The 24,301-nt window shown below is 43.5% G+C and carries 25 protein-coding genes, 1 tRNA gene and 1 other annotated feature; of the genes, 11 read left to right on the top strand and 15 right to left on the bottom strand.

The features are described from left to right. Positions 1–4 precede the first annotated feature (4 nt). Both AR1Y2_RS08825 and thrS read left to right on the top strand, forming a co-directional pair. A complete protein-coding gene (locus AR1Y2_RS08825) occupies positions 5–1,786 on the top strand; it encodes a DUF975 family protein (RefSeq protein ID WP_243118895.1) in 1,782 nt (593 codons plus the stop codon). Positions 1,787–1,873: 87 nt separating this feature from the next. Then, positions 1,874–2,082: a binding site (T-box leader), on the top strand. 136 nt (positions 2,083–2,218) lie between these two features. Then, entirely contained in the window at positions 2,219–4,153 is a 1,935-nt protein-coding gene (gene thrS / locus AR1Y2_RS08815; RefSeq protein WP_137328632.1) for a threonine--tRNA ligase, read from the top strand. Positions 4,154–4,221: 68 nt separating this feature from the next. Here the strand turns inward: thrS and AR1Y2_RS08810 are convergent. Beyond that, a tRNA-Pro gene (locus AR1Y2_RS08810) sits at positions 4,222–4,296 on the bottom strand. Positions 4,297–4,413: 117 nt separating this feature from the next. On the opposite strand from AR1Y2_RS08810, the gene AR1Y2_RS08805 reads away from it, so the two are divergent. The 4 genes from AR1Y2_RS08805 (at position 4,414) to AR1Y2_RS08790 (ending at position 7,775) form a co-directional block, all read left to right on the top strand. Then, positions 4,414–5,112: a response regulator transcription factor gene (locus AR1Y2_RS08805; RefSeq protein WP_137328631.1), complete on the top strand. Its 699-nt coding sequence runs from the start codon at positions 4,414–4,416 to the stop codon at positions 5,110–5,112. Next, positions 5,109–6,044: a sensor histidine kinase gene (locus tag AR1Y2_RS08800; RefSeq protein WP_137328630.1), complete on the top strand. Its 936-nt coding sequence runs from the start codon at positions 5,109–5,111 to the stop codon at positions 6,042–6,044. Before AR1Y2_RS08805 ends, AR1Y2_RS08800 begins: the two co-directional genes overlap by 4 nt. Positions 6,045–6,136: 92 nt before the next feature. Next, positions 6,137–7,072, top strand: coding sequence for an ABC transporter ATP-binding protein (locus AR1Y2_RS08795; RefSeq protein ID WP_137328629.1), 936 nt, complete (start codon positions 6,137–6,139; stop codon positions 7,070–7,072). After that, complete coding sequence (locus AR1Y2_RS08790) at positions 7,065–7,775, top strand: ABC transporter permease (protein WP_137328628.1); 711 nt, start codon at positions 7,065–7,067, stop codon at positions 7,773–7,775. The genes AR1Y2_RS08795 and AR1Y2_RS08790 overlap by 8 nt, the downstream gene beginning before the upstream one ends. A 60-nt stretch (positions 7,776–7,835) precedes the next feature. Here the strand turns inward: AR1Y2_RS08790 and AR1Y2_RS08785 are convergent, their stop codons facing one another. Together AR1Y2_RS08785 and AR1Y2_RS08780 are read right to left on the bottom strand one after the other, a co-directional pair. After that, the gene (locus tag AR1Y2_RS08785; RefSeq protein ID WP_137328627.1) at positions 7,836–8,291 is read right to left on the bottom strand and encodes a hypothetical protein; all 456 of its coding nucleotides are present in this window, start codon (positions 8,289–8,291) and stop codon (positions 7,836–7,838) included. After that, complete coding sequence (locus AR1Y2_RS08780; RefSeq protein ID WP_137328626.1) at positions 8,288–8,752, bottom strand: DUF3990 domain-containing protein; 465 nt, start codon at positions 8,750–8,752, stop codon at positions 8,288–8,290. Before AR1Y2_RS08780 ends, AR1Y2_RS08785 begins: the two co-directional genes overlap by 4 nt. A 181-nt stretch (positions 8,753–8,933) precedes the next feature. Between AR1Y2_RS08780 and AR1Y2_RS08775 the strand changes: the two genes are divergently transcribed. The 3 genes from AR1Y2_RS08775 to AR1Y2_RS08765 all read left to right on the top strand — a co-directional run bounded on the left by AR1Y2_RS08775 (position 8,934) and on the right by AR1Y2_RS08765 (position 10,932). Further along, on the top strand, positions 8,934–9,179 hold the full coding sequence (locus AR1Y2_RS08775; protein WP_137328625.1) for a helix-hairpin-helix domain-containing protein: 246 nt from the start codon (positions 8,934–8,936) through the stop codon (positions 9,177–9,179). Positions 9,180–9,194: 15 nt separating this feature from the next. Further along, entirely contained in the window at positions 9,195–9,632 is a 438-nt protein-coding gene (locus AR1Y2_RS08770; protein WP_137328624.1) for a GNAT family N-acetyltransferase, read from the top strand. Between the two features lie 196 nt (positions 9,633–9,828). Continuing rightward, positions 9,829–10,932, top strand: coding sequence for a LacI family DNA-binding transcriptional regulator (locus AR1Y2_RS08765; protein ID WP_137328623.1), 1,104 nt, complete (start codon positions 9,829–9,831; stop codon positions 10,930–10,932). A gap of 24 nt (positions 10,933–10,956) precedes the next feature. On the opposite strand, the gene AR1Y2_RS08760 is transcribed toward AR1Y2_RS08765, so the two are convergent. Then, positions 10,957–11,691, bottom strand: coding sequence for a tRNA lysidine(34) synthetase (locus tag AR1Y2_RS08760; protein ID WP_137328622.1), 735 nt, complete (start codon positions 11,689–11,691; stop codon positions 10,957–10,959). A 169-nt stretch (positions 11,692–11,860) separates the two neighbouring features. On the opposite strand from AR1Y2_RS08760, the gene AR1Y2_RS08755 reads away from it, so the two are divergent. After that, positions 11,861–12,604 (top strand): hypothetical protein, encoded by a 744-nt coding sequence (locus tag AR1Y2_RS08755; RefSeq protein WP_137328621.1) that lies wholly within the window; start codon positions 11,861–11,863, stop codon positions 12,602–12,604. A 43-nt stretch (positions 12,605–12,647) separates the two neighbouring features. Here AR1Y2_RS08755 and AR1Y2_RS08750 read toward each other — a convergent pair whose 3' ends face one another. The 10 genes from AR1Y2_RS08750 to AR1Y2_RS08705 are packed head-to-tail and all read right to left on the bottom strand — an operon-like array spanning position 12,648 to position 21,820. Beyond that, complete coding sequence (locus tag AR1Y2_RS08750; RefSeq protein WP_137328620.1) at positions 12,648–14,087, bottom strand: NAD-dependent succinate-semialdehyde dehydrogenase; 1,440 nt, start codon at positions 14,085–14,087, stop codon at positions 12,648–12,650. Between the two features lie 24 nt (positions 14,088–14,111). Further along, positions 14,112–15,413, bottom strand: coding sequence for a phosphopyruvate hydratase (gene eno / locus AR1Y2_RS08745; protein ID WP_137328619.1), 1,302 nt, complete (start codon positions 15,411–15,413; stop codon positions 14,112–14,114). After that, a complete protein-coding gene (locus tag AR1Y2_RS08740; RefSeq protein ID WP_175403622.1) occupies positions 15,410–16,429 on the bottom strand; it encodes a phosphotransferase in 1,020 nt (339 codons plus the stop codon). The genes eno and AR1Y2_RS08740 overlap by 4 nt, the downstream gene beginning before the upstream one ends. Positions 16,430–16,451: 22 nt before the next feature. Then, a complete protein-coding gene (locus tag AR1Y2_RS08735; RefSeq protein WP_137328617.1) occupies positions 16,452–17,309 on the bottom strand; it encodes a class II fructose-bisphosphate aldolase in 858 nt (285 codons plus the stop codon). Positions 17,310–17,329: 20 nt separating this feature from the next. Further along, the gene (locus tag AR1Y2_RS08730) at positions 17,330–18,103 is read right to left on the bottom strand and encodes a DeoR/GlpR family DNA-binding transcription regulator (RefSeq protein ID WP_137328616.1); all 774 of its coding nucleotides are present in this window, start codon (positions 18,101–18,103) and stop codon (positions 17,330–17,332) included. Between the two features lie 44 nt (positions 18,104–18,147). After that, the gene (locus tag AR1Y2_RS08725) at positions 18,148–19,194 is read right to left on the bottom strand and encodes a zinc-dependent alcohol dehydrogenase (RefSeq protein ID WP_137328615.1); all 1,047 of its coding nucleotides are present in this window, start codon (positions 19,192–19,194) and stop codon (positions 18,148–18,150) included. A gap of 14 nt (positions 19,195–19,208) precedes the next feature. Continuing rightward, a complete protein-coding gene (locus AR1Y2_RS08720; protein WP_137328614.1) occupies positions 19,209–20,036 on the bottom strand; it encodes a PTS system mannose/fructose/sorbose family transporter subunit IID in 828 nt (275 codons plus the stop codon). Positions 20,037–20,050: 14 nt separating this feature from the next. Further along, positions 20,051–20,869 (bottom strand): PTS mannose/fructose/sorbose/N-acetylgalactosamine transporter subunit IIC, encoded by an 819-nt coding sequence (locus AR1Y2_RS08715; protein ID WP_137328613.1) that lies wholly within the window; start codon positions 20,867–20,869, stop codon positions 20,051–20,053. Between the two features lie 24 nt (positions 20,870–20,893). Further along, positions 20,894–21,370 carry a PTS sugar transporter subunit IIB gene (locus tag AR1Y2_RS08710; protein ID WP_137328612.1) on the bottom strand — a complete coding sequence of 159 codons (477 nt, stop codon included), beginning with the start codon at positions 21,368–21,370 and terminating at the stop codon, positions 20,894–20,896. A gap of 12 nt (positions 21,371–21,382) precedes the next feature. Continuing rightward, positions 21,383–21,820: a PTS sugar transporter subunit IIA gene (locus AR1Y2_RS08705; protein ID WP_137328611.1), complete on the bottom strand. Its 438-nt coding sequence runs from the start codon at positions 21,818–21,820 to the stop codon at positions 21,383–21,385. A 154-nt stretch (positions 21,821–21,974) separates the two neighbouring features. Between AR1Y2_RS08705 and AR1Y2_RS08700 the strand changes: the two genes are divergently transcribed. Beyond that, the gene (locus AR1Y2_RS08700) at positions 21,975–22,751 is read left to right on the top strand and encodes a DeoR/GlpR family DNA-binding transcription regulator (protein ID WP_137328610.1); all 777 of its coding nucleotides are present in this window, start codon (positions 21,975–21,977) and stop codon (positions 22,749–22,751) included. 94 nt (positions 22,752–22,845) lie between these two features. Here AR1Y2_RS08700 and AR1Y2_RS08695 read toward each other — a convergent pair whose 3' ends face one another. Then, positions 22,846–24,222, bottom strand: a complete 1,377-nt coding sequence (locus AR1Y2_RS08695) for an MATE family efflux transporter (RefSeq protein ID WP_137328609.1) — start codon at positions 24,220–24,222, stop codon at positions 22,846–22,848. Positions 24,223–24,301: the final 79 nt, after the last annotated feature.

The raw sequence follows: 24,301 nt of genomic DNA, 5'->3' as shown, positions 1-24,301 counted from the left end.
GATCTTGACAAGAAAAGAAATGAAAAAACAAGCCAGACAGACGGTGAAAAGGCATTACGCTCTATTTCTTGCCATCTGTCTTGTTTCCGCATTCCTTGGTTCCGAGTTTTCTGACTCGATAAAATCCATCAAAACATATTCTACGGAGTTCACTCATGCAGCAGTATCCGGCACAGTGGCCACTTCAAAAGGTGTTGTGGATGTGGCAGAGGATATCGCGGCAGGGGACACCGAATCCGGCAGAAAGCTTTCCAAAAAGATTGAGAAAGAACATATCGACGCATCCAAAAAGCAGAACCCCGCATTCGGACGGAGCAGAGGAGTCTTTGCACAGATACTCAATGGCGTCACCTCTGGATCTCTCCTGGTCACACTGGCATCGGGTATGAATTCCCTGTTTGGCTCTCAGAATGTTACTCTAGCCATATTACTGGTTTTTTGCCTGGCTGCTGTTTTATCCTTTTGGATTCTCATTGTCAATACCTTCGCCGTCATCTCCCGCAGGATGTTTCTGGAAGGGCGTATTTACCGCAAAGTTCCGGCCCAGCGTGTGTTATTCCTGCTACGGGTAAAAAAATGGCTCCGTGCGTCCAAGACGATGCTTATCGTTTCTATTTTTCTGTTTCTGTGGTCTTTTACGGTCATAGGGGGCATCATAAAAAAGTATTCCTATTACCTCGTGCCTTACATCATGGCAGAAAATCCGTCGATCAAATCCCGGGATGCAATCCGGCTGTCCAGAGAGATGATGAACGGACATAAGTGGCAGTGTTTTTTATTTGAAATGTCCTTCCTGGGCTGGTGGCTGCTGGAACTTATGACACTTGGCCTGAGTGCAGTTTTTTACTCCAATGCCTACCGGACGGCGGCTTTTTGTGAATACTATACATACTTAAGAAATAAAGCAAAGGAAAAAGGAATCCCTAATTCAGAGCTGCTCAATGACAAATATTTGTTTGAGAAAGCAGACGAACAAGCAATTCAATCTGCATATGGAGATGTACTCCAGATTATAGAAGCAGCTAGTCAATTTAAGGACCGCCGCACAAAGCTCAGCAGGTTTTTTTCAGACTATCTTGGCATCGTATTGATCAACACAGAGGCCGAAAAAGAATATGAACGATACCAGACAGAGCAGCTTCACATCCAGGCCATGAAAAATGCGGCAGACAAAGATTCTTATCCCACTAGGCTGAGTATGATGCCGGAAAGCAAAAAACGCCGCAGAATTGAGACTCTGCATTATATGCGCCGTTATACCTTATGGTCATTGACGCTGCTTTTCTTTATCTTGTCCTTTCTGGGCTGGATTTGGGAAGTGAGCCTGCATTTAATCGCCAGCGGTGTTTTTACCAACAGGGGAATCCTTCACGGTCCCTGGATTCCCATCTACGGAGCCGGCGGAATCTTGATCCTGACACTGTTAAATAAACTGAGACAAAAACCGATTCTGGAATTTATCAGTATCGTGGCTGTCTGCGGATGTGTGGAATATTTTACTTCTGTCTTTCTGGAAACGATGCATCACGGGCAAAGATGGTGGGATTACAGCGGATACTTTCTGAATATCCACGGCAGGGTCTGCGCGGAAGGCCTGCTTGTTTTCGGTATTGGCGGGCTGGCCATTGTATACGTCCTGGCGCCGTTTCTTGACAATATGATACAGAGACTTCAGCCGAGAGTCATGGTTTTTGTCTGTTCTATGCTGCTGGGACTTTTTCTGACAGACCAGGTTTACTCAGCGGGATCTCCCAATGTCGGAAAGGGGATCACTCAGAACGATTAGAGATAAGTTTGTTTCTGGCAGCTAAATTTTTTTGCTATGAAAAAGGATTGATTTCACAAATTAACAGTGTTATAATATGTGGGAAATAAAAAAGCGTTGAAGAGAAGAGTAATCTGTGAAAGTCTTCCAGAGAGAGATGCATTTGGTGAGAGCATCTTAAGTACTAAAACAGATGAAGACCACCTCCGAGCGGCTGCAAACCAGCCCGGCCGACACCGTTATCGTCAACGAAGTGGTCTGCTTTACGATATGAAGCAGGCAACCAAGGGTGGAACCGCGTGAATAACGTCCCATGGATTTTTCCATGGGGCTTTTTTTATTCCATAGGAATGTTCTCCCTATGGAATAAAAAAGCCCTCCGGGCATGATGCACACGATGTGCCAAGGAAGGCTGCTTTGTTCTTAATTACAATACAAGAAAGGAAAAATACTATGAAGATTACATTAAAAGATGGATCTGTTAAAGAGTACGGCCAGAGCATGTCTGTCATTGATATCGCAAAGGATATCAGTGAAGGACTTGCAAGAGTTGCTTGTGCAGGGGAGATCAACGGGGAAGTCGTGGATTTAAGGACGATTGTAGAGGATGACTGCGAGCTGAGTATCCTTACCTTTGACTCGGAAGGGGGAAGACACGCTTTTCGCCATACTGCATCCCATATTTTAGCCCAGGCTGTAAAACGCCTGTACCCGGAGACAAAGCTTGCTATCGGGCCGTCTATCGACAATGGATTTTATTATGACATGGAGAAGGATACTCCATTTACACAGGATGATCTGGAGAAGATCGAAGCAGAAATGAAAAAGATCGTAAAAGAAAATCTGGAGATCACTTGTTTTACGAAACCAAGAGAAGAAGCAATCGCATTTATGAAGGAACGCAAGGAACCGTACAAGGTCGAGCTCATCGAGGATCTTCCTGAGGATTCCGTTATCAGTTTCTATCAGCAGGGTGAATTCATTGACCTGTGTGCAGGACCTCATCTGATGACAACAAAGCCTGTGAAAGCGTTTAAGCTCACAAGCATCGCCGGAGCCTACTGGCGCGGTAATGAAAAGAATCAGATGCTCACCCGTATCTATGGAACTGCATTTGCAAAAAAAGCAGATCTGAAAGATTACTTGACCATGATGGAGGAAGCGAAAAAACGTGACCACAGAAAGCTTGGAAAAGAACTCGGACTCTTTATGATGAGAGATGAAGGGCCGGGATTCCCATTCTTTTTACCTAATGGTATGGTGCTTAAAAATACTTTGCTGGACTACTGGAGAGAAATCCATAACAAAGCAGGATATGTAGAGATCTCCAGTCCGATCATGCTGAGCAGGCACCTGTGGGAGACATCCGGACACTGGGATCACTACCAGGAAAATATGTACACAACGGTCATCGATGAAGAAGACTTTGCCATCAAACCTATGAACTGCCCAGGCGGCGTTTTAGTATACCAGTCAGAGCCACGCTCTTATCGTGACCTGCCGCTGCGTATGGGAGAACTGGGATTGGTACACCGCCACGAAAAATCCGGACAGCTCCACGGACTGATGCGTGTCCGCTGTTTTACACAGGATGATGCCCATATCTTTATGATGCCGGAGCAGATCAAAGATGAGATCAAAGGCGTCGCAGCGTTGATCGACCAGGTTTACAGCCTGTTTGGATTCAAATACCATGTGGAATTGTCCACCCGGCCGGAAGACAGCATGGGAATTGATGAGGACTGGGAGATGGCTACAGATTCTTTGAGGAGTGCACTGGATGATCTTGGACTTGACTATGTAGTCAATGAAGGGGATGGAGCATTCTACGGGCCGAAGATTGATTTCCATCTGGAAGATTCCATCGGAAGAACATGGCAGTGCGGAACCATTCAGTTAGACTTCCAGCTTCCTCTGCGGTTTGACCTCCATTACACTGGAGCAGACGGAGAGAAGCACCGTCCGATCATGATCCACAGGGTTGCTTTTGGTTCCATCGAACGGTTTATCGGTATCCTGATCGAACACTTCGCAGGAGCATTCCCAACCTGGCTGGCACCAGTGCAGGTGAAGGTCATTCCGATCTCTGACAAGCATTTAGACTATGGAAACAAGGTGCTGGATGCGTTAAAAGAAGCCGGCATCCGCGCTGAGATTGACACCAGGGCTGAAAAAATGGGTTATAAGATCCGGGAGGCACAGCTTCATAAGATCCCATATATGCTAGTTGTGGGAGGAAAAGAAGAAGAAAACCAGGCCGTTTCCGTAAGAAGCCGTTTTAAGGGAGATGAGGGGCAGATGTCCTTAGATGAATTCCTTTCTGCGGTCAAAAAAGAAATTAAAACAAAAGAAATTCGCCAGGTAGAAAAAGAAGACGAAGAGAAATAAATGAGAACATCCCGAATACGGCAATGAACGTATTCGGGATGTTCTTTAATTACTGACTAAATGATAAATCGGGGTAACAGGATTTGAACCTGCGACCTCACGACCCCCAGTCGTGCGCTCTAACCAAGCTGAGCCATACCCCGCTAGAGATATTTTATCGAATAATATCGAAGAGTGCAAGCATTATTTGAATATACTCAAATTGTTTCTTATGATAAAATAAAGACAATAGATACAAAACAGAAAGGAACCGGGGTATTGTGAAGCTATTATTGATTGAAAATGATATGGAAATCAGCGAGATGCTGGAAGATTTTTTGAGCAGAGAAGCATTTGAAGTGGAAACAGCTTTTGACGGTGAGATGGCCTGTCAGAAGTTTTTTGAAGGTTCTTATGATCTGGTGCTGCTGGATCTGATGATCCCGAAACTGAGCGGAATGGAAGTTATGAAAAAAATCAGGGAAGATAGTGTTGTTCCGATCATCATTCTATCAGCAAAGGATACGGAACTTGATAAGTCACTGGGACTTCTTTTAGGTGCAGATGATTATATTACCAAACCCTTTTCTGTGACAGAGGTATTAGCAAGAATTAAGGCAAACATACGCAGGACAACCCAGTATTTAACCTTTGCAGAGCAGCCTGAATCTTTGCAGCTTCTGAAAGCCGGAGAACTCACCATGAATCTGGATGATTACACGGTTTCTAAAAATGGAAAGAAACTGGATTTAACTGCAAAAGAATTTGAAATTCTTAAGCTTCTTATGGGGAATCCCAAAAAAGTATATACCAAGGAACAGATTTATTCTGCTGTATGGAAAGATTACTACATGGGAGATGAAAATGCAGTGAACGTCCACATCAGCAGACTGAGGAATAAAATAGAAAATAATGCCCGGAAACCCAAGTATATCATAACGGTTTGGGGAATTGGTTATAAGCTGGGGGAAAATCTATGACAATGCCCATCCTTTACATATTGGTAGTATTAACTCTGCTTTTCGCTGTTTTCTTTACAGCAGAGTACTTTCGATATAAAAACCAGACGAAAAATATTGCAGAGCTTACTAGACAGCTCGACAGGATTTTAACGGAGGATACGGACGAAAAAGTAATGTCCTTTACCGGTTCGGCAGAGATTGCAGATTTAATCTGCCAGATGAACCGCCTGCTGGAGGACCGCCAAAAGGTAAAAGCTGATTATAAAAAAGCAGAGATTGCCTCTAAAAAAATGCTCTCGAATGTATCTCATGATATTAAAACTCCGTTGACCGTTATCCTTGGATATCTTGAAATTATGTCAAATCAGCCGGGGGAAAATAAAACAGCATTAAAGAAGATTCAGAGAAAAGCCACCCAGTTGATGGAATTGATCAATGAATTTTTCACATTGTCAAAAATAGAGGCCGGTGATACAGATCTGACCATGTCAAAACTTTCGATCAATGAGATCTTAAGACAGAACGTTGTGGATTTCTACAATATTCTCACAGCAAAAGATTTTGATGTGGAAATTGATATTCCCGAAAAAGATGTGTTTGTATATGGAAATGAGGATGCCATAAGCCGCATCTTATTTAATTTGATCACAAATGTCATCCGCTATGGATCAGATGGAAGCTATCTTGGGGTCAGACTGAGAGAAGAAGAATCTACAGTTTTTATTAATGTGACGGACAAAGGGAAGGGGATAGCCAAGGAGAATTTGTCCCATGTGTTTGACAGATTGTACACGCTGGACGATTCTAGAAACAAAAACATGGGCGGCAACGGACTTGGCCTTACAATCGCAAAAGCACTTGCGGTGAGGATGGGCGGGAACCTTTCTTTACAGAGCATTCCATACGAAAAAACTACATTTACGCTGCAATTAAACAAATTTAATTATTAAATCTTTCTCCGAAAGAAATTCGTAAGATTTATTCAACAGTTCTGAAAATCCAAAGCTGTATGATAAATGAAAAAGGAAGGGAGAAACATATTATGAAAGATGTATTGAAAACATCTCATCTTACCAAGACCGTTGACGGAAAAGAAATTCTTTCAGATCTGAATATGTCGGTGCACAAAGGTGAGATTTACGGATTCCTGGGACCAAACGGTGCAGGAAAGACAACAACCATGAAGCTTGTCACAAATCTTTGGAAGCCAACCTCAGGAGAGATCGAACTGTTTGGGAATAAACTTGGCCCCTCCTCCCATGATCTTTTAAAACGGATGGGGAGTATGATCGAGTTTCCTGTGTTTTATGAAGAACTAAGCGGAGAAGAAAATTTAAAGCTGCACTGCGAATATATGGGATACTACAGTCCTGACTGTGTGGGCAGTGCACTTGACATGCTGGATCTCACAGGTGCAGCCAGACAACATGTGAAAAGCTATTCTCTGGGTATGAAACAGCGTCTTGGGATTGCCAGGGCAGTTCTTGCTAAACCGGAACTACTGATTCTCGATGAGCCATATAACGGGCTGGATCCTGCAGGAATGAAGCAGATCAGGGATCTTTTAAGAACTTTGTGCGATGAATATGGCATTACAATCCTTATATCCAGTCACCTTTTATCAGAAGTGGAAAATCTGGCGGATACGATCGGGATTATCCATCACGGCCATATGCTCAATGAACTGTCTATGCAGGAGATTTCCGAGGGAAGTCTTGCCTATATCGAACTTGTGACCTCTGACGTGAAGCACACCTCATTTGTCCTGGAAGAGAAGCTCTCGGTTTCTGATTTTAAAGTAATGGATGAAGGTGAAATTCGGATCTATGACAGTTCTGTTTCCACTGGCACTTTGTCCAGAGTGCTCTCACAAAATAACGTGGAAATAGATGCATTGAAAAGAAAAAATGATTCACTGGAAGATTATTTTTTGAAACTTACAGCACAATCAGAAGGGGAGGGAAAGTCCTATGTTTAAATTAATAAAGTTAGAATGGCAAAAGCATAAAATCAGCAAATATATTGCTGGTGCTGCAATCTTAATCGCAGTATTAGCAATATTTAATTTTGCTATGGCATTTCTGGGGATTGCCGATGATTCCGCAACAGGAGTCCCGGATATGGCTTTGAAGCAAATGGGGATCTCCACAAATGTAGAACTATTGACAGATATCTCATTTTTAATCTTTGCCGCTGTCATGCATGCTACATTTATTATATCTGAATATAAAAACAAAACTATGGAGCTGATGTTTACTTATCCGGTAAGCCGAAAGAAAATTATGATCTCCAAAATCGCAGCTGTCTGGATCTTTAGTTTTGTATCTTTGGTTGCTGCCAAATTGATATGTTACGCTGTTGTCCAGCTTGGTATGAATTTTTATCAAAATTCCTCTTTCCCGATGGATGTATCGCTTACTGATCCAATGTTTTATCTGACAACGCTTTTAAAATCTGCTTCCACAATCTGTATTAGTTTTATCGCACTTTTTATCGGGATGAAAGCTAAATCCTCAAAGGCAGCCATTGTCTCCTCTTTTTTACTGATTGTTCTTATGCAGGGAAACATCGGCGGAGCCTCTCTGCGGGAAAATATCTTTATACCGTCTATCCTTACTGTTATTTCATTGCTGTTTGCCGGGATATGTGTTCGGATGGCAGAGAAGAAGGACATTACATGATCATATAATTAATAGAATCCCGGAGATTGAATTGCTCTGGGATTCTATCATATTAAGAACTTATTCAATTTTTCCATCTAAAAAAGCATTTAAAATATTTTGTGGAGCGTCATAATAGAAGCTGCTGTTATAATCATCAATTTTATCACTGACAAACGAATTGTATGCAGCCAGCAGAGCATCAGGGATATCCATTTCTTTTTCTTTCGCAATACCAAGAATCAGGCGTTTGTAGACTTTTCCAATATCCCAGTGGCTTGGAACAGCATATTTTGCAGAAGATACATTATCAAAATCACCATTCTGAAGTTTGGCAGCTGAGATAAAATCATCGCTCACTCGGTCGATATTGTCACTGTGATATACATCTGCTAAATCATAAATTTTTGTAATTAAATCTTTGCCTAAAGCATTTGCCACAGCAGATCTTTTATTTTTTGTTTTTCGGGCTATATAATCAATCAGACTACAGGTAAAAAAAAGATCGTTCTCTTTTTTGTCTTCTCTTCCTGTCATCGGTCCACCTCCTCACATGATACAAAAGTCAGACATTTTAATGCTTCTACAGAGCAGAAGTTAATCTGATGGGTTGGATACTTGAATTTAGCCAAAGCCCAAAACTGTTCTCTGGTAATGATTCCGTCAATAAAATCCGCAATATAGTTGTAAATTTGATCATTTGCCATTGCACCGATGACAATGTCATAATCATGCGGTACTCCATTCCTGCAATTAATTATAAAATCAAGCCACTGTTCCGACATTTCTTTAAACTCTAGAATATTCAAGCCTGAATTAAAACGAACTGTATAGACATTAACCATTGGCTGGTCATATCTTTTTGCCCATCGTTCTGCCTGTTCCCGTATTACAGTACAGTAAAATCCAGTTCCAAAATCTTTTGTATTTCTTCCTTTTCTAATTTCAGGATACGGAACAGAAGTATAGCTGCCGTGATACACTGTCATTTTTCCCATAGGTGAGGAACCTCCTTGATTTTATAATACTTGACCAAAACCTGAATAATTTTTCTAAACTGCACATTAATAATATATCAAGTTCTATATTATGTCAAAATAGAATCAGAAGAATGCAGAAGATCTAGTTGTGTGTTAAAATAAAAAAAGAACATAGGAGAGAATCATTACAGGAGAAAATATGGGTGAATTAAGGAACATTCCCGGTGTGGGAAAAAAGACAGAAGAGGCCCTTCAAATGCTCGGATATACTACCATACAGTCATTAAAAGGGGCAGACCCGGAAGAACTATATGAGAGAGAATGTATGATGAAGGGCTGCCATATAGACCGATGCCAGCTTTATGTATACCGGTGTGCTGTATATTATGCCTCCACAGAGGTACATGAACCGGAAAAGCTAAAATGGTGGAATTGGAAAGACTAGGAAGGGGAGTGCCAAATGACGATTAATTATGTTGGATACAACGATATAAATATATGTATTGAATTTGTAGAGGTCGTCAAAGATGACTTTGCAGGATATGAGAAAGAAGGATTTAAAAAAGCTCTGGAAAACTGTATCAAACACAGAGAGGCTGTATTGGCCGTGAACGAAGCTGGGAATATCATTGGCTTATTGCTTTATTCAAAAGCAGACTGTGAGCTTGAGTTCCTGGCAGTACATCCTGAAGCCAGACAAAAAGGAATTGCAAGATCCATGATTGAAAAAATGAAATCTGACTTCAGAACAGGCGATCAGATCCAGGTGGTGACATTTGCATCCGGTGATCCCAAAGGGATTCCTGCAAGAAAGTGTTATCATAAATGCGGATTTAAAGATGATGAATTACTCACCGTGTTTGATTATCCGTGCCAGAAAATGATCCTGACAGTATAATGATCTGTGGGATTTTCCTTTATCTATAATTTAAATTAGTATTTTGCGTATAGATGAGGATGTTTCTTATTTCCTATGTTTTTCAATCATCATAGCTTCTGCTTTCATTTATAATAGATTGTGATATAATAAAAGCAAATAACACATTAAGATAATGTATTGCTTATGCTCGTAACTATCAAAGGGAGAGAGCCTCATGACAAATAAAAAGAAAATTACCCTGCAGGATGTAGCAAAACAATCCGGTGTATCGATCTCAACGGTCTCCATGATTGTAAACCAGAAAAGTGATGTAACATTTTCTGCAGAGACAATAAAGAAAGTTATGGATGCTGTCAAAACGACCGGCTATATCATCAAACAGTCTTCATCTGCCCAGCATCAAAAAAAAGACTCCGAAAAACTTTCAAAGATCATCGCTGTATTTTGTCCCAACGTAACGAATCCTTACTATTCCACTATCGTTCAGTCTATCGAACATACAGCCCACCTCTGCGATTACCGTGTTTTTAACTTTAATACATTCCGGGACCCGTCCTTAGAAAAGGAAATGATTAAAGACGTGCTGGAAATGAATGTGTCCGGTATCATCTTCGCCATGATGCCAAGTGCTCCTGAGTTTGTGGAACAGATCGGTGACAGTGTGCCTGTGGTTGTCATTGGGGATAAAGATTCTACTATCCAGCTGGATACCATTGAAACAAGCAATTATATAGCCGGGGTTCTCATAGCAGAGCATCTGTTGGAATTGGGACACCGGCATGCTGCTTTTATCTCCACTACCCTTGAGCGTCCCAACACCATGCGTACAAGAAGGCTCCAGGGGATTCAGGACACTTTCAAAAAGGTCTCACCTGAATGTACCGTTTCAGTCTACGAAAAAAAGATCATACCTACTTATGAGCGCCAAAATATTTTTCTGGAACACAGTATCGGGTTTGAACTGTGCGACCAATGTCTGCACAGTCCGGAGGCTGAACGGATCACTGCCCTCATCGGCGTCAATGATGTGATTGCTTACGGGGTTGCCGACGCTGCATTAAAGGCAGGTTATGAGATACCAAAGGATTTCAGTGTCTGCGGATTCGACAACAACTTCCCTTCCCGCCTGATCTCTGTCTCTCTCACGACGATTGAACATTATATGCAGGAAAAAGGAAGTGAGGCATTCCAGATGCTCTATAAGAAAATAGGAAAAGACCGCTCCTCTTCCGACAATGCTGAGCGGATCACAAGAATTGAATACCAGCCAAAGCTCATTGTCAGAGACTCAACAAACAGGGCACCGATCAGAAAATAATCCTGATCGGTGCCCTGTTCATTTTTATCTCTTCCGCTCTTGTCTCTTAGGCCATCCTTCCAGATTTCCGTGAAGCATAGCCCGGAACATATGATCCTTGGAGCCAGGATGGTCTTCGTCTAATTTTTTTAAGGTCTCTTTGGCGTACTGTCTCTTTGTGTAACCGTCCATCGGACATGGACTCTTCTCTACCGGAAGATTCATTTTATTTTTAAACCCGATCACATCTGCTTCATCCATATACATCAGCGGCCGGATCACTTTAAGATCCATCCGGTCAAGATAAGTTACAGGAGAAAAACAGTGCAGACGTCCTTCAAACAGCATCGACATTAAAAATGTCTCCACCAGATCATCCTTGTGATGGGCATAGGCCACTTTATTGCAACCCAGTTCCTTGATCTTTTCATTCAGAGCACCCTTGCGCATCTTGGCACAGAGGGAGCATGGGTTGGTCTCTTTTCTGCGATCAAACACCACATCCGCGATTTCAGTCTTAACGACAGTATAAGGAACTTTCAGTTCTCGACAGAGGGCCTCTACCTGTGTAATGTCAAAATTTCCGAATCCCAGATCCACAGTGATCCCATGTATCTCAAACTTATTGGGATAAAAGATCCGTAAATGCGCAAGGGCATACAGCATGGTCAGACTGTCCTTCCCGCCTGAAATCCCTACTGCGATCTTATCCCCTTCCTGTATCATCTGATAATCGTCCACAGCCCTGCGGACATAGCTCAACACTTGCTGTAACTTCATATTCTTTTCCTCAGTTCTTGTTAAGTTTCTGCTTTTCAGTATAACATATCTGCGGCGGAAGTTCTACTTCTACTGCTTCTTATGATATCATTCAAGTTCTGCTTATGATAAAATGTATTTAAAAGAAATCTACAACATGAATGAGAATTTTATACAAGGGAGCCTTGAAATGATAAATCTAACAAAATCAAAAATGAATCAGTACGATTACCGGGATTGGATTTCTTACTTTCAAGAAAACAATCATCAAAGACTGGATATTGATTTTTCTCAGGAAAAGCAATTATCAGCATCAGAATGTGATCTTATTTTTCCTTCCATAAAGGCATTTCAAAAAGGGGAAGGTTCTGACGGCAGACATCTGATGAAGGCTGCCAGAAGATTTATACAAGAGTACAAAGAGACAGACTACCAGGAAGCCGTACAGTGGTTTATCAGAGAAGAAAACTGGCATTCTGCATATCTGAGAACGTTTATGGATTTTTATCATGTAAAAACCGCAAAGAAATCTCTTCCTGATAAATTATTCCGTAAATTAAGACAGACGGGCGGAATTAAAAGTGAGATTACGATTCTTGTGACAGCGGAGATCATAGCTCTGACCTATTATGATGCGCTGTCAAAAAGCACAGAGTCTTCTGCGTTAAAAAGCATCTGCAGCCAAATGCTTAAAGATGAACTGCCTCATATTATATTTCAGTCTTATACCCTAAGCCGCTTAAAAAAACGCGCATTCGATAAAGTTATAAGAATAATGATTATGGAACTTACCATGCTTTTTGTATGGCTGCTCTTCCACAACGTCTATCAGGCAGGCGGATACAGTTTTGTACAATTTTTAAAGGCATCTATGGGCTATCTGCGTCAGTCTATAGTTCTTGTCGAACAAAACAGAGAAAGCAGCCCCTATTAAATACAGGACTGCCTCCATTACTTCTTCTGTTTTCTATATATCGTTACGGAACGATCTTCACTCTCTTAAGATCAAAATATTCCTCCAATGACCACAGGGAATTGTCACACCCAAGTCCAGAATTCCCAATGCCGCAGTGAGGCAGAAATTCCACATCCCCGATTCCATCCACATTGATCAGGACTTCCCCGGACTTAAAGGTCTCCACGGCTTTCGCGATCTCTTTTGTGTCATGGCTGAACAGATAGGAAGAAAGACCTCCGTCTGTGTCTGCGGCTTCCGAAAGGATCTCATCATAATCACTGTATTTAGAAAGTGCAGCGATAGGGCCAAAGATTTCCTGCTGATACACCTTCATAGAACGGTCACAATCAAGCAATAGTGTAGGCTCAAAGAACGAACTTCCCTCTGGTTTTCCGTCCGGGATCTTTCCACCCAGAACAAGTCTTGCACCTTTCTGAACCGCATCCTCAACCAGGGAAACCATTGTCTTCTGGGCAGACTGGTTGATCATAGGGCCTATGACCAAACCGTCGTCCGCACCCTGTCCGATTTTATATTCCTTCAAGCGGTCAAACATCAGATCACAGAACTTGTCATACACAGATTCATGGATATAAATCCGGTTATGGTCAACGCACATCTGGCCTGAGTTTCCCATTTTCATAGAAGCTATAGTGTCAGCTGCCGCGGACAGATCTGCGCTTTCTGAAACAATGGTAGGGGCGTTCCCGCCCAGTTCAAAGGAGAACCGTTTTACGGAAGTCGCACTGTCTTTCATGACCTGAAGGGCTGTGTCTGTGGAACCGATTAAGCCGATCAGTCTCGGGATCGTGCTGGAATTTAAAGTATGTCCCAATTCAGAGGATGAGCCTGCCAGAATATTGATGACACCGTCCGGAATGCCGGCTTCCTTGATCAGTTTTCCCAATAAAAGTGTCGCAAGAGGCGTCTGTGAGGATGGTTTTAAAACTGCGGTGCATCCGGATCCGATGACAGGACCGATTTTTAATGCCGCATTATACATGGGATAATTCCATGCCAAATGTCCCACCACAACTCCCACTGGACGCTTTTCTACCATATGATAGACACTTCCCCTCTCTGAGTTATAATCATTTAATGTAGTGCCATAGACCCTTTTTGCCTCTTCCGCATGAAAACGGAGAACATTCAGGCAAAAACCTGTATCTCCATATGCTTCCCCGTAAGGTTTTCCAGTCTCCAGGGAATTTAACTGGGAGATCTCATCCTTGTGTTCTTCTACTAAATCCGCGAACTTCGAAAGAAGCCGGCAGCGCTCCATGACCGGTGTTTTCCCCCAGGTCTTAAATGCTTTCTGGGCGATTTCTAATGCCTCTTCGGCCTGCTCTTTTGTTGCCGAACAAAAAGTACCTGCCACTGTACTGTCCGCAGGGTTAATCACATCGATCTGTTTTCCCTTTCCGTCTACATATTGTCCGCCCATAAATAACTGATACATATAATACCTCCTATAAATTTACCGTTATGACCTTTTGATCCGTTCAAAAATGGAAGCTGACGGATATTCTGCCATGGATCCCAGTTCCTGCTCCATCCGGATTCCCTCGTTCCATTTTACAGTTCTCTCTGAACGGGCAATGGATCCAACCTTTAACTGCCCTGCATTTGTAGCGATCGCCAGATGGACGATGGTTGCATCTTCTGTCTCCCCGCTCCTGGCGCTGATCACCGGAAGATATCCTGCATTCTTCGTACATTCAATGGCATCCAGAGTCTCTGTGATGCTGCCAATCTGGTTCATCTTGATTAGTACAGAATTACATGTTCCCTGAGAGACGCCATACTGGATTCTCTTAATGTTGGTCGTAAATAAGTCATCTCCGATGATCTGAATCTTATGGCCCAGCTTTTCCGTGATCAGCTTATTTCCTTCCCAGTCAAATTCTGAACAGCAGTCTTCCATGGATACGATGGCGTACTTGTCTGCCCATTTACACAAAAGGTCAACGAATTCATGGGTTGTGTACTCCTGCTCCTCAAGCGTAAACTTATAAACTCCAGACTCTCTGTCATAAAATTCACTTGCGGCGATATCCAGGGCGATGCCGATATCTTCTCCAGGAACATAACCGGCTTCTATGATTCCTTCTGTGAGAAGCCTAAGGCCGTCTTCATTGCAGGAAAAACCGGTGGGCCAGAAGCCGCCCTCATCAGCGATGGACAGGGGGCGTCCTGTTCGTTCAAACACCTTCTTAGTCCCGCTATATACATTTGCGATCATTTCGATTCCCTGCTCAAAAAAAGAGGCACTTAAGGGAATGGCCAGAAAGTCCTGTATGTCGATGGAGTTTGCTGCATGGGCTCCGCCTCCTATGATCTGGATCATAGGAAGTGGGATTGTTTTCGCGTTGGCACCTCCCAGATACCGGAACAGAGGCTCATGTTTTGCATTGGCAGCCGCGTGGGCAATAGCCATACTGCATCCGAGGATCGCATTGGCGCCTAGTTTGCTTTTGTTTTCTGTCCCGTCCAAACCGATCATTAAGTGATCAAGCATAACCTGTTTTGTTGCATCTTTGCCCAGCAGGGCCGGCGCAAGGATCTGTTCTATGTTTTTTATAGCCTGGCGGACACTTTTCCCGCCGTACTCTTCGTTTGCGTCCCGCAGTTCCAAAGCTTCATAAGCTCCGGTGGAGGCACCGGACGGGACTGTACCTCTTCCCACAGCACCGCAGTTTAAGGTGATATCCACTTCCACCGTCGGATTGGCTCTGGAATCTATCACTTGTCTTGCGGTGACTTTGCTGATTGAATAATCTGTCACTTTGTCAACCTCCTTATCTCGTTTCTAAGCATTTTTATTGTGTCACTATAGGTATCCATTTGATCTTTGATCATTGTGAGACTTAACCGCCTTACAAGCTCCTGTTTTCCTTTTTCTTCTGTAAGGTATTCCACAGGGCTTTTCCCATCGATTCTCGCAAGCATCAAAAGGGCCAGTGTCCGGATATAGACTGGCTCAAATTCCTTGAGATCCATGCATGTGAGGGACTTAAAATATCGTTTCACAGTATAGTCGAGCAGATCTAAGTATTCTCCTGGGCGGTCCTGGAATTTTACCGCTTTCAAAATAAAATGATTGGAGAGGAACGCCAGATCAAATGCCGGATGGCCGTAATTTGTCACTTCATAGTCCAGAACTTTCATGCCGTCCTCTGTCACCATGATATTTTTCGGACTATAGTCCCCGTGGATCAAGGTTATTTTGCTGTCCATCATCTCATCAGAAACTCTTTGGGCAAACTCAGTTATTTCAGGGTGTTTTGTCACTGTAAAATCAATATAAGGAGAAATCCTCAGGGCATGAAAAACGTCCTTGTTCTCAAACATCCGGGCGATATCTTCCCTGTCGGCACAGTGATTGTGGACGGCAGCCAATGTATCAACCGCTTTTTCGGCTACCTTGTAATCGATGAGACCCTTCATTAAATCATCTTTCCACATCTGGCATCCGTCCGGCACCGCTTCTCTTCCATAAATATAATTCTCCTTGTCATAAAAATATGTCTCGGGAGCATTCTCAGGTAAAAGGTCATGGTAGATCTTATTGCTCTCATATTCGATATACATACGGTTTGGATCACACAGCCAAGTATCTTTTGTCTTCAGCTGCTCCAAAGCCTGTTTTATAATCATCGGCCGGCCGTCGATCTCCACGTAGGCAACCGTACAGGAAACGCCGCCCTGGCAATAGTGGATCGTACAGGATGACGGATCCTTTAACAATCCCCGCTCTTTTAAATATCCTGCTAAAACATCTTCATTTGAAATATAGATCATTTCACATCTCTCCATTGATGGTTTATTCACGGCTTTTCTTTGTCATGAACACTTCATAGTACTCTTTGAGCTTCTCTGTGATCGCTTTCTGGGAGACCGCGCACAATTCAAAGTAATCTGTTTTGTCGATTTGATTTTCATATGCGCTTTTGGCCGCATTCATTAAATCTGTGTAAATATTCACCTTACTGATCCCTAGAGAAACCGCTTTGTTCAGATTCTCATAGCCGGTACCGGAGCCTCCGTGCAGCACCAGCGGGATACCGATGTGTTCCCTGATATCCTTCAGCCTGTCAAAGTCCAATTTCGGTGTTCCCACATAATTTCCATGGGCTGTGCCGATGGATACGGCCAATGAATCCACCCCTGTGGCCTCGGCAAAAGATACCGCTTCCTCCACGGTTGTCAATTTTGAGGAATCCTCTCCTTCACATTCCTTTACTTCATTGGAACCTGCGGCTTCTGATCCCACATGTCCGATCTCGGCCTCCACAGTTACGTTGTGCTTCTTTGCGTATTCCACGATCTCTTTTGTAGCCTTTACATTTTCCTCAAAAGGAAGGCTTGACCCGTCATACATGACGGACGTAAAACCGCAGTCAATGGCCTGTTTGACCAGAGACGGCGTAAATCCATGATCCAGGTGCAGAACAATATCCTGATCCATGTTGGATGCAAAATATTTCACAAGCAGTGCACACTCTTTAAGCGGCAGGGTTTCTACATGTACCTCTGCCAGTGCAATGATCAGCGGGCAGTCACATTCTTTTGCCGCGTTCAATACACCTTTTAAAGATTCCAGGTTAAATACATCGGTTGCCGGAACCGCATACCGCAGGTCCCTTGCCTTATTTAACATACTTTTACTGTTTACTAACATGTTGTTTTCTCCTTTTAATCTCAATTCTTTTTGTTGCCGGATACAATGATATGGCAGGCAGAGATATATTTATCATATAGATCACTGGCCGCTTTCGAATCTGTTATAATGTGGTCCACGCAGTCCAAGGGCACGATCTGAAAGGCTGACTTTCTGTCAAACTTCTGATGTTCACACAAAAAGAAGGTTTCGTCAGACGCATCAATGGTCGCCACCTTGCTGCTCAGTTCAAACTCCGTTATGGTGGAAAAGCCCATTTGAAGGTCCACTCCGTTGGCTCCCAGAAAGGCCTTTTGAAAATGCATGGAACGGATCTGGTCCACGGTCATCATCCCCTCGATGGCTTCTGCATATTTATAATAGATCCCGCCTAAAAGGATCAGCTGGCAGTCATCACTGTCTTTCAGGCTCCTGGCAATATTCAGTGAGTTGGTGGCCACCGTGATATTCCTGCTGGTTATGAAAGGCGGCATCAGATCCGTGATGGAGCTGCTGTGCAGAAAGACAAAGTCATCATCTCCGATATAAGAAGCCGCTTTCTTGGCGATCTCCATTTTCTCATGATAGTTGTGGTACCTCCGCTTTGTGTGATCCAGGATCTCATCGTTTTTATTTACCTGCACCAGAGCTCCTCCGTGGGTCCGTATAATAAGCCCCAACTGGTTCATACTGTTTAATTCCCTCCGTATGGTGGAAGCTGAGACATTAAATTTCTGGGCAAGATCCTCCACAGAAACCTCCTTCTCCTCATCCAACAGATTCAGTATCTTAAGCTGCCTTTCTTTCTGTTTCATGTTGTCACCTCTCTGCCTGCACGGTCGCTATAGACTGGTTCTTTTTAAAACTTTACAACAACCCTGAATTTATCTCCCTGAATTGCCGACTCAAATGCAGTTTTGATATCTTTTGCTTCATAGATCTCACTGACAAATGGCTTCAGGTCTAAAACTCCTGAGGACACCATCTGGGCTGCCCTCATAAAATCACGGCTGTTGGAGTTTGCTGTTCCCAAAATCTGAATGGATTTTCCGTGGACCCAGTTGGGATCAAACGGCACGGGCTCGGCCGGATGGATGGAACTGTACAACACGATCTTTCCTGTATTTCCGACACACGCAAACGCATCCTCCACCACGGAAGAAATCGGCGTGGTATCAAAGATCACCTGGGCTTTCCTTCCTCCTGTAATCTCCTTTACACGCTCGGAAAGATTCTCTTTTGCCGGATTAACTGTAAACTTGGCCCCCAGCTCCTTTGCCAGGGCCGTCCGTTCTTCGTTTACGTCAGATACAATAACTGCCGCTCCCTGTTTGGCACAGATTGCCGTGTGGAGCAGTCCCATAATTCCGCATCCAATGATAAGGACTGTGTCTCCCAACTGTACATCTGCTGTCTCCACACTGTGGACAACGCAGGAAACCGGTTCGATCACTGCGGCCTGCTCCGGCTCCACATTGTCGTATTTAAACAGGCATTCGGGAGCCGCAAGCATATATTCGCTCAATCCGCCCATTCCGTGGTACGGCAAGCCTTCCAAATGAGCACTGTGATTAAAATGTTCACAGCTCTGCTCATTTCCAGTCTTACAGTAGTAGCAGTTGCGGCATGGAAGTGTGGCTCCTATGACCACCTTGTCTCCAATGGCCCACTCTGTATGATCTACGTCTTCCCCCATCTCCACGATATGCCCAGCTATCTCGTGTCCTCCGATGAACGGAAATTCTACTTTATTCACCCCGGTATAAACCCTCTGTTCCCATGTACAAATCGCAGAAGCATCAATCTTAACAAGAATTTTATTTCCTGATGCCTTTGGTTTCTCACATATCTCCAGTTCAATCTGCCTGATATCCCTAAACACTGCCGTCTTCATTGTCTCAGCCATTTTCCTTCTCCTCCTTATCCTAAGATCCCAGTAAGTCCTAACACTGCCCCCAATACTGCAAGGATCAGCATAACGGTTGTTGATTTCATCTTCTTGTCTTTCAGCAGATATAACGTCAATAATGTGATTCCCAAAGGCAGCATTCCCTTGAGAAGCTTATCCAGCACATCGGCCTGCAGTGCCAGTTTGGTAGCGCCTACCTTGATCTTCATAGTAGATGCGGCACTGACATAGTTTGCTGTCAGGGAACCAAGAACAGTCGCACCCATGATGGACGCCGCCGAGATCAGCTGTTTCATCTTTCCTCCGCTCAAGATCGCCTCCACTCCGGTCTTTCCTGTTTTATATCCCCTCATGTACATAAAGTAGGCGATGGGAAGCATGATCGCAGCCATCAGGGCTGAGAAGGCCACCGCTCCCATGACATTTCCGCCGGATGCGATGCTGATCCCCACAGCCAGCAGAATTGGTGTCAGTGTTCCCTGCCATAACGTATCTCCAATTCCGGCCATGGGCCCCATCAGTCCGGTCTTTACGCTGTTGATGGCATCATCCGTGATCTCCGCCCCATTGGCACGCTCTTCTTCCATAGCGATGACCATACCGTTGACAATGCCTCCGAAATGGGGTTCCGTGTTATAAAATGCCATGTGCCTTTCCATAAATTTTTTCTGTTCTTCCGGGCTGTCCGGATATAATTTTTCCGGAAGATGGGACATGGACTGTAAAACACCGCTGGCCTGAAGCCGTTCGTAATTATAGTTGGAATGTGAAAAAAACGTCCATTTCCAAAATGCCTTCACTACATCTTTTTTGCTCAATGCTACTCTTTTTTCTGCCATTGTTCCTTCCCTCCTTATTCAAAATCATCGTCAAAGTCGTCATCCGGATCCGGCCCGCCTGCCATGGCCGGCACTCCGGTCTCATCGATCTTTGCTATGATGGATGTATAGATGTACGCGACGATACCTGCGATGATGGCGATTGGCATAGTTTCAAGATTCAGATATACTGCGACGATAAATCCCAAGATGTACCATAGGAGAATGCCTGGTTTGCTTATGGCACGCAGATTCATGGCGATACCGATAGCCGGCAGAAGTCCCCCGATGACCTCCAAAGCCTGCAGCGGCCTGCCCTCCAGTGCCTGGATAATGTTTGTCACAACTCCTGACCCGTAATAACAGCCCAGAGCCACTGGGATACATCCGATGATAAAAGCAAAGATTTGAGGCGGTACAATATGTAAAAATTTTGCCTTTTTCATATTTCCTTCAGCCGCAGCCCGGTCAATGGCATGGACAAAGAAGACATCCACGGTCATATGGATCACCCAAATAATGGTCCCTAAAAGTCCGATGGGAACTGCCAGAGCAATAGCTGCCGTAGGCTTAACCCCTCCTGCAATGGCCAATGCCGTTCCCAAAGTTCCTGCAAGACCCGGGTCTGTAGGAGGGGCTCCTCCTGCTGAAATATAAGCGATGAACGGCAGCTGGATTGCCGCTCCGATGATCGCTCCCTGTACCGGATCCCCCATAATACATCCTACCAGCACACCTGCCACCAAAGGCTTTTGGATGATGGTGCTTCCCAAAGCTGTAAGCCAGGGAGTTCCTGTGATTCCCAGATAATAGACAACACCGATTAAGATTGCCTGCCATAATGAAATATTCATAGTTCTTCCACCTTTCCCACACATTTAAAGTAATTTTGAAACATCAACTTTTGCATCCTCTGCGATAATTTGTATTTCTGTCTTACAGCCGGATTGGATGATCTTTTTTACGATCTCCTTTTCTTCCTCTGTGGCAGAAATATTTTTGTAGAATTTTTCTCTTCCCGGAGCTGCCCCCATTCCTCCGATGTTTAAATGCTCAAATGCCACCCCCTCTTCGATCAATGAAAGCACCGTGTCCGGATACTTGACCAGGATAATGACTTTGTCCCCCGGCTTAAAGCCTGTCTTTAACCTGGCTGCCGCTCTGGGAACCGTAAACAGTCCGAGTCCCACGTTGGACGGCACTGCATTTTTTAATACGGTTTTCATGAACGGATCCCCTGCGGTCTGGTCATCAATCACCATGATTTTATTTGCGCCTGTATAGTTTAACCATGAAGTCATTACCTGTCCGTGGATCAGCCGGTCATCAATCCTTGTCAATACGATTTCTTTCATTGCATTTCCCTCCTAAATCTCATCATCCATTTCCGATGCTTCTGCCATGAGTTCTTCAAATCTTTTATGTAACAGAACAGGATCTTGTTTTCCCGCCTCTTCACAAATATCACATAGATCCTCAAGGCTTGTTCCGTCCCTCATCATAACCGCCTGGACAAGCATTCCCATGTTAACGCCAGCGATCGCGCGTATTTCATGATTCATGGAAAGACATTTCATGACGGTGTTTGCCGGGCTCCCTCCCAGAATGTCCACAAATACCAGCACTCCGTCCCCGTCATCCAGTTCACGGATGAGCATTTTCATTCTGTCCTCAAATTCCCAGATGCCGTCCCCGTGAAACAATCCTATGGTCCCGGTTTTTTCCTGCTTACCTGCAATCAATTCCACAGCGTTTAACAGCCCTTCTGCGAACCTGCCGTGGGTTGCCACTAAAATTCCAACCATTCTTCTCCCTCCTTCTATATCTTGATTATAGGAGGTTTGTAGTGCCCATTCAATCGAATTGCTCACTTTTTTCATCTATTATATTCCCATTTGAGCATTTTTGGTTTGAATATGCGCACTTCAAGTGATATGATGTTGATAAGGAGGTTGAAATATGAAACATAAAGAAAGACAGCTGCAGATCTTAAATCTGTTAAACGAAGAAAAAGAAGTATCGGTAGAGGAGCTGGCTGAAAAGTTTGATGTCTCTGCTTCTACCATACGGAGGGAATTAAACATTATGAACCAGCTGGGGCTCATCATACGGACCCACGGCGGGGCATTGGCACAGGTGAACAAAAACGATGAGATTCTGGACCACACAAAAAGAAAATTCCATAATTACCACGAAAAAATGGAAATCGCAAAAAAAGCTGCCTCTTATGTAAAAGACAACGAATTTGTCTTTCTCCACAGCAGTTCCATCACGGATCTGATGCCGCCGTTTTTGACCGCTAGAAATATCACGGTGGCGACCAATTCTCTAAATATTGCAAAAAGCCTGGCAGACGCTGATGACTGCCAGCTGATCGTTGTGGGTGGTCTTTATTATAAATTTGCAGAAGCCGTGGAAGGAATGATGACTGTAGAACAGATCCAGTCCATGCATTTTAAAAAGGCATTTTTGGGTGCCAACGGAGTGGATCTTCAGATGGGTTTTTCAACCATAACAGAATATGAATTGGGAAGTAAAATTGCGACCGTTGCTTCTTCAGATGAGACATTCTTTTTGTGTGAGCACCAGAAATTTGATAGAAAGTCGGCGTTCCAGATTGTTGATTTCAGATCGGTGAATCACATTATAACGGATTCAAAGGTGTCAGATCATTTATACAACAAGTATTGTACTGCCTGCCATATTATTGTGGCTGGCAGCCGCGGCCATATATAAAAATACTCCCTTCTAAGTATAATGTGATGTTTTATCTCACTTATCTACCTAGAAGGGAGTATTTTTTCCAAAAGCCCCTTTCAAAATTCTCAGATTATACATTATATTTTTGCTTTTTTCCTAAATCATTGCCTGCGCCTTTTCCGGCATAATGATACACATCCTTCATCTTCCAAAAGAACCAGACCGAACCCAGAATCGTCAGTAATTCTGCTAAAGGTACTGCCAGCCATATGCCGTCTATTCCCATTATGCGCGGCAGGATCAAAATACTGCCTATAATAAATACGAAGGTTCGCATAAATGATATGATTGCTGATATTTTACCGTTGGAAAAAGCCGTAAACATGGCTGATGCAAATATATTCATTCCGGCAAACAGATAATTAAACGAGAATAAGAAGAATCCTCTCCTTGCTAAATCATAAGTGCCGGACTCTTTCGGTGTAAATATCTCTACAATCAGTGAGGCTCCGGACAATGCCGCTATCGTTACAATGACCGCCGATACTGCGATAAACAGGATGCAGATGCGGAATATCCTTCGGAGCAGTTTCCTATTTCCACTCCCATAATTGAAACTGAACACCGGTCCAATCCCCATTGAAAATCCCAGATATAACGCATTAAACAGAAACTGCCCATACAATACAATTGTCATTGCGGCAACACCTTCTTCTCCTGCCAGCTTCAGGATCATGATATTAAATAAGAAAGTCACCATAGCAGTGCATAGATTTGTCACCATTTCAGAAGAACCATTCAGACAACTATATTTTAGTACCTTCAGATCTATGTTGGGCTTCACAAAGTACAGCTCTTCTTTTACAGCGAAAAAATAAACTACACCGATCACAGCCGGAACTGCCTGCCCTAAACCGGTTGCAAGAGCTGCACCGGCTATCCCCATCTGAAGAGGTCCCATAAATACATAATCAAGCACTGCGTTCGTAATGCCTCCAACAATCGTTGTGACAAGTCCGATTCCTGGTCTTCCTGCGGTTACAAATAACATTTGGAATAGAAGCTGCAATACACACATTGGTGCAAAATAAAGTAATACACTTAGATATGTTCTGCACAATTCAAATATACGATCTGTTGCACCCAGCATTTTAATCAATGGAGTGATCCCCATATTTCCTAAAATAAGAGCCGCAGCGCCAAAGGCTGCCCCCGTCGCTACGATCAAGGAGAAATTCTTTCTGGCTTCCCCTGATTTTCGTTCTCCAATTTTCTTTGCAATAATTGCACTGCCTCCCGTTGACAGCATAATACCAACTGCGATCAATACATTGATGGCCGGATATACAATATTGGTAGCTGATAATGCATCACTTCCTATCAGTCTTGAAATAAATACTCCGTCTATAATTGTATATAATGACATAAATACCATCATGATCATAGACGGCAGCGCAAACTTCAGCAGTGAGAACAACTTAAAGTCCTGTCCGATTGATTTTGTCATAATTCCACCTCTTTCTCTTGATTATCTCCACTGCATTAGTTATGATAAACTATCGGGTAGTCCTATAGTCAAGAGGTAA

The sequence above is a fragment of the Anaerostipes rhamnosivorans genome, assembly GCF_005280655.1.
Classification (GTDB): Bacteria; Bacillota; Clostridia; order Lachnospirales; family Lachnospiraceae; genus Anaerostipes; species Anaerostipes rhamnosivorans.
This window is presented reverse-complemented; position numbering and strand designations above follow the sequence as displayed.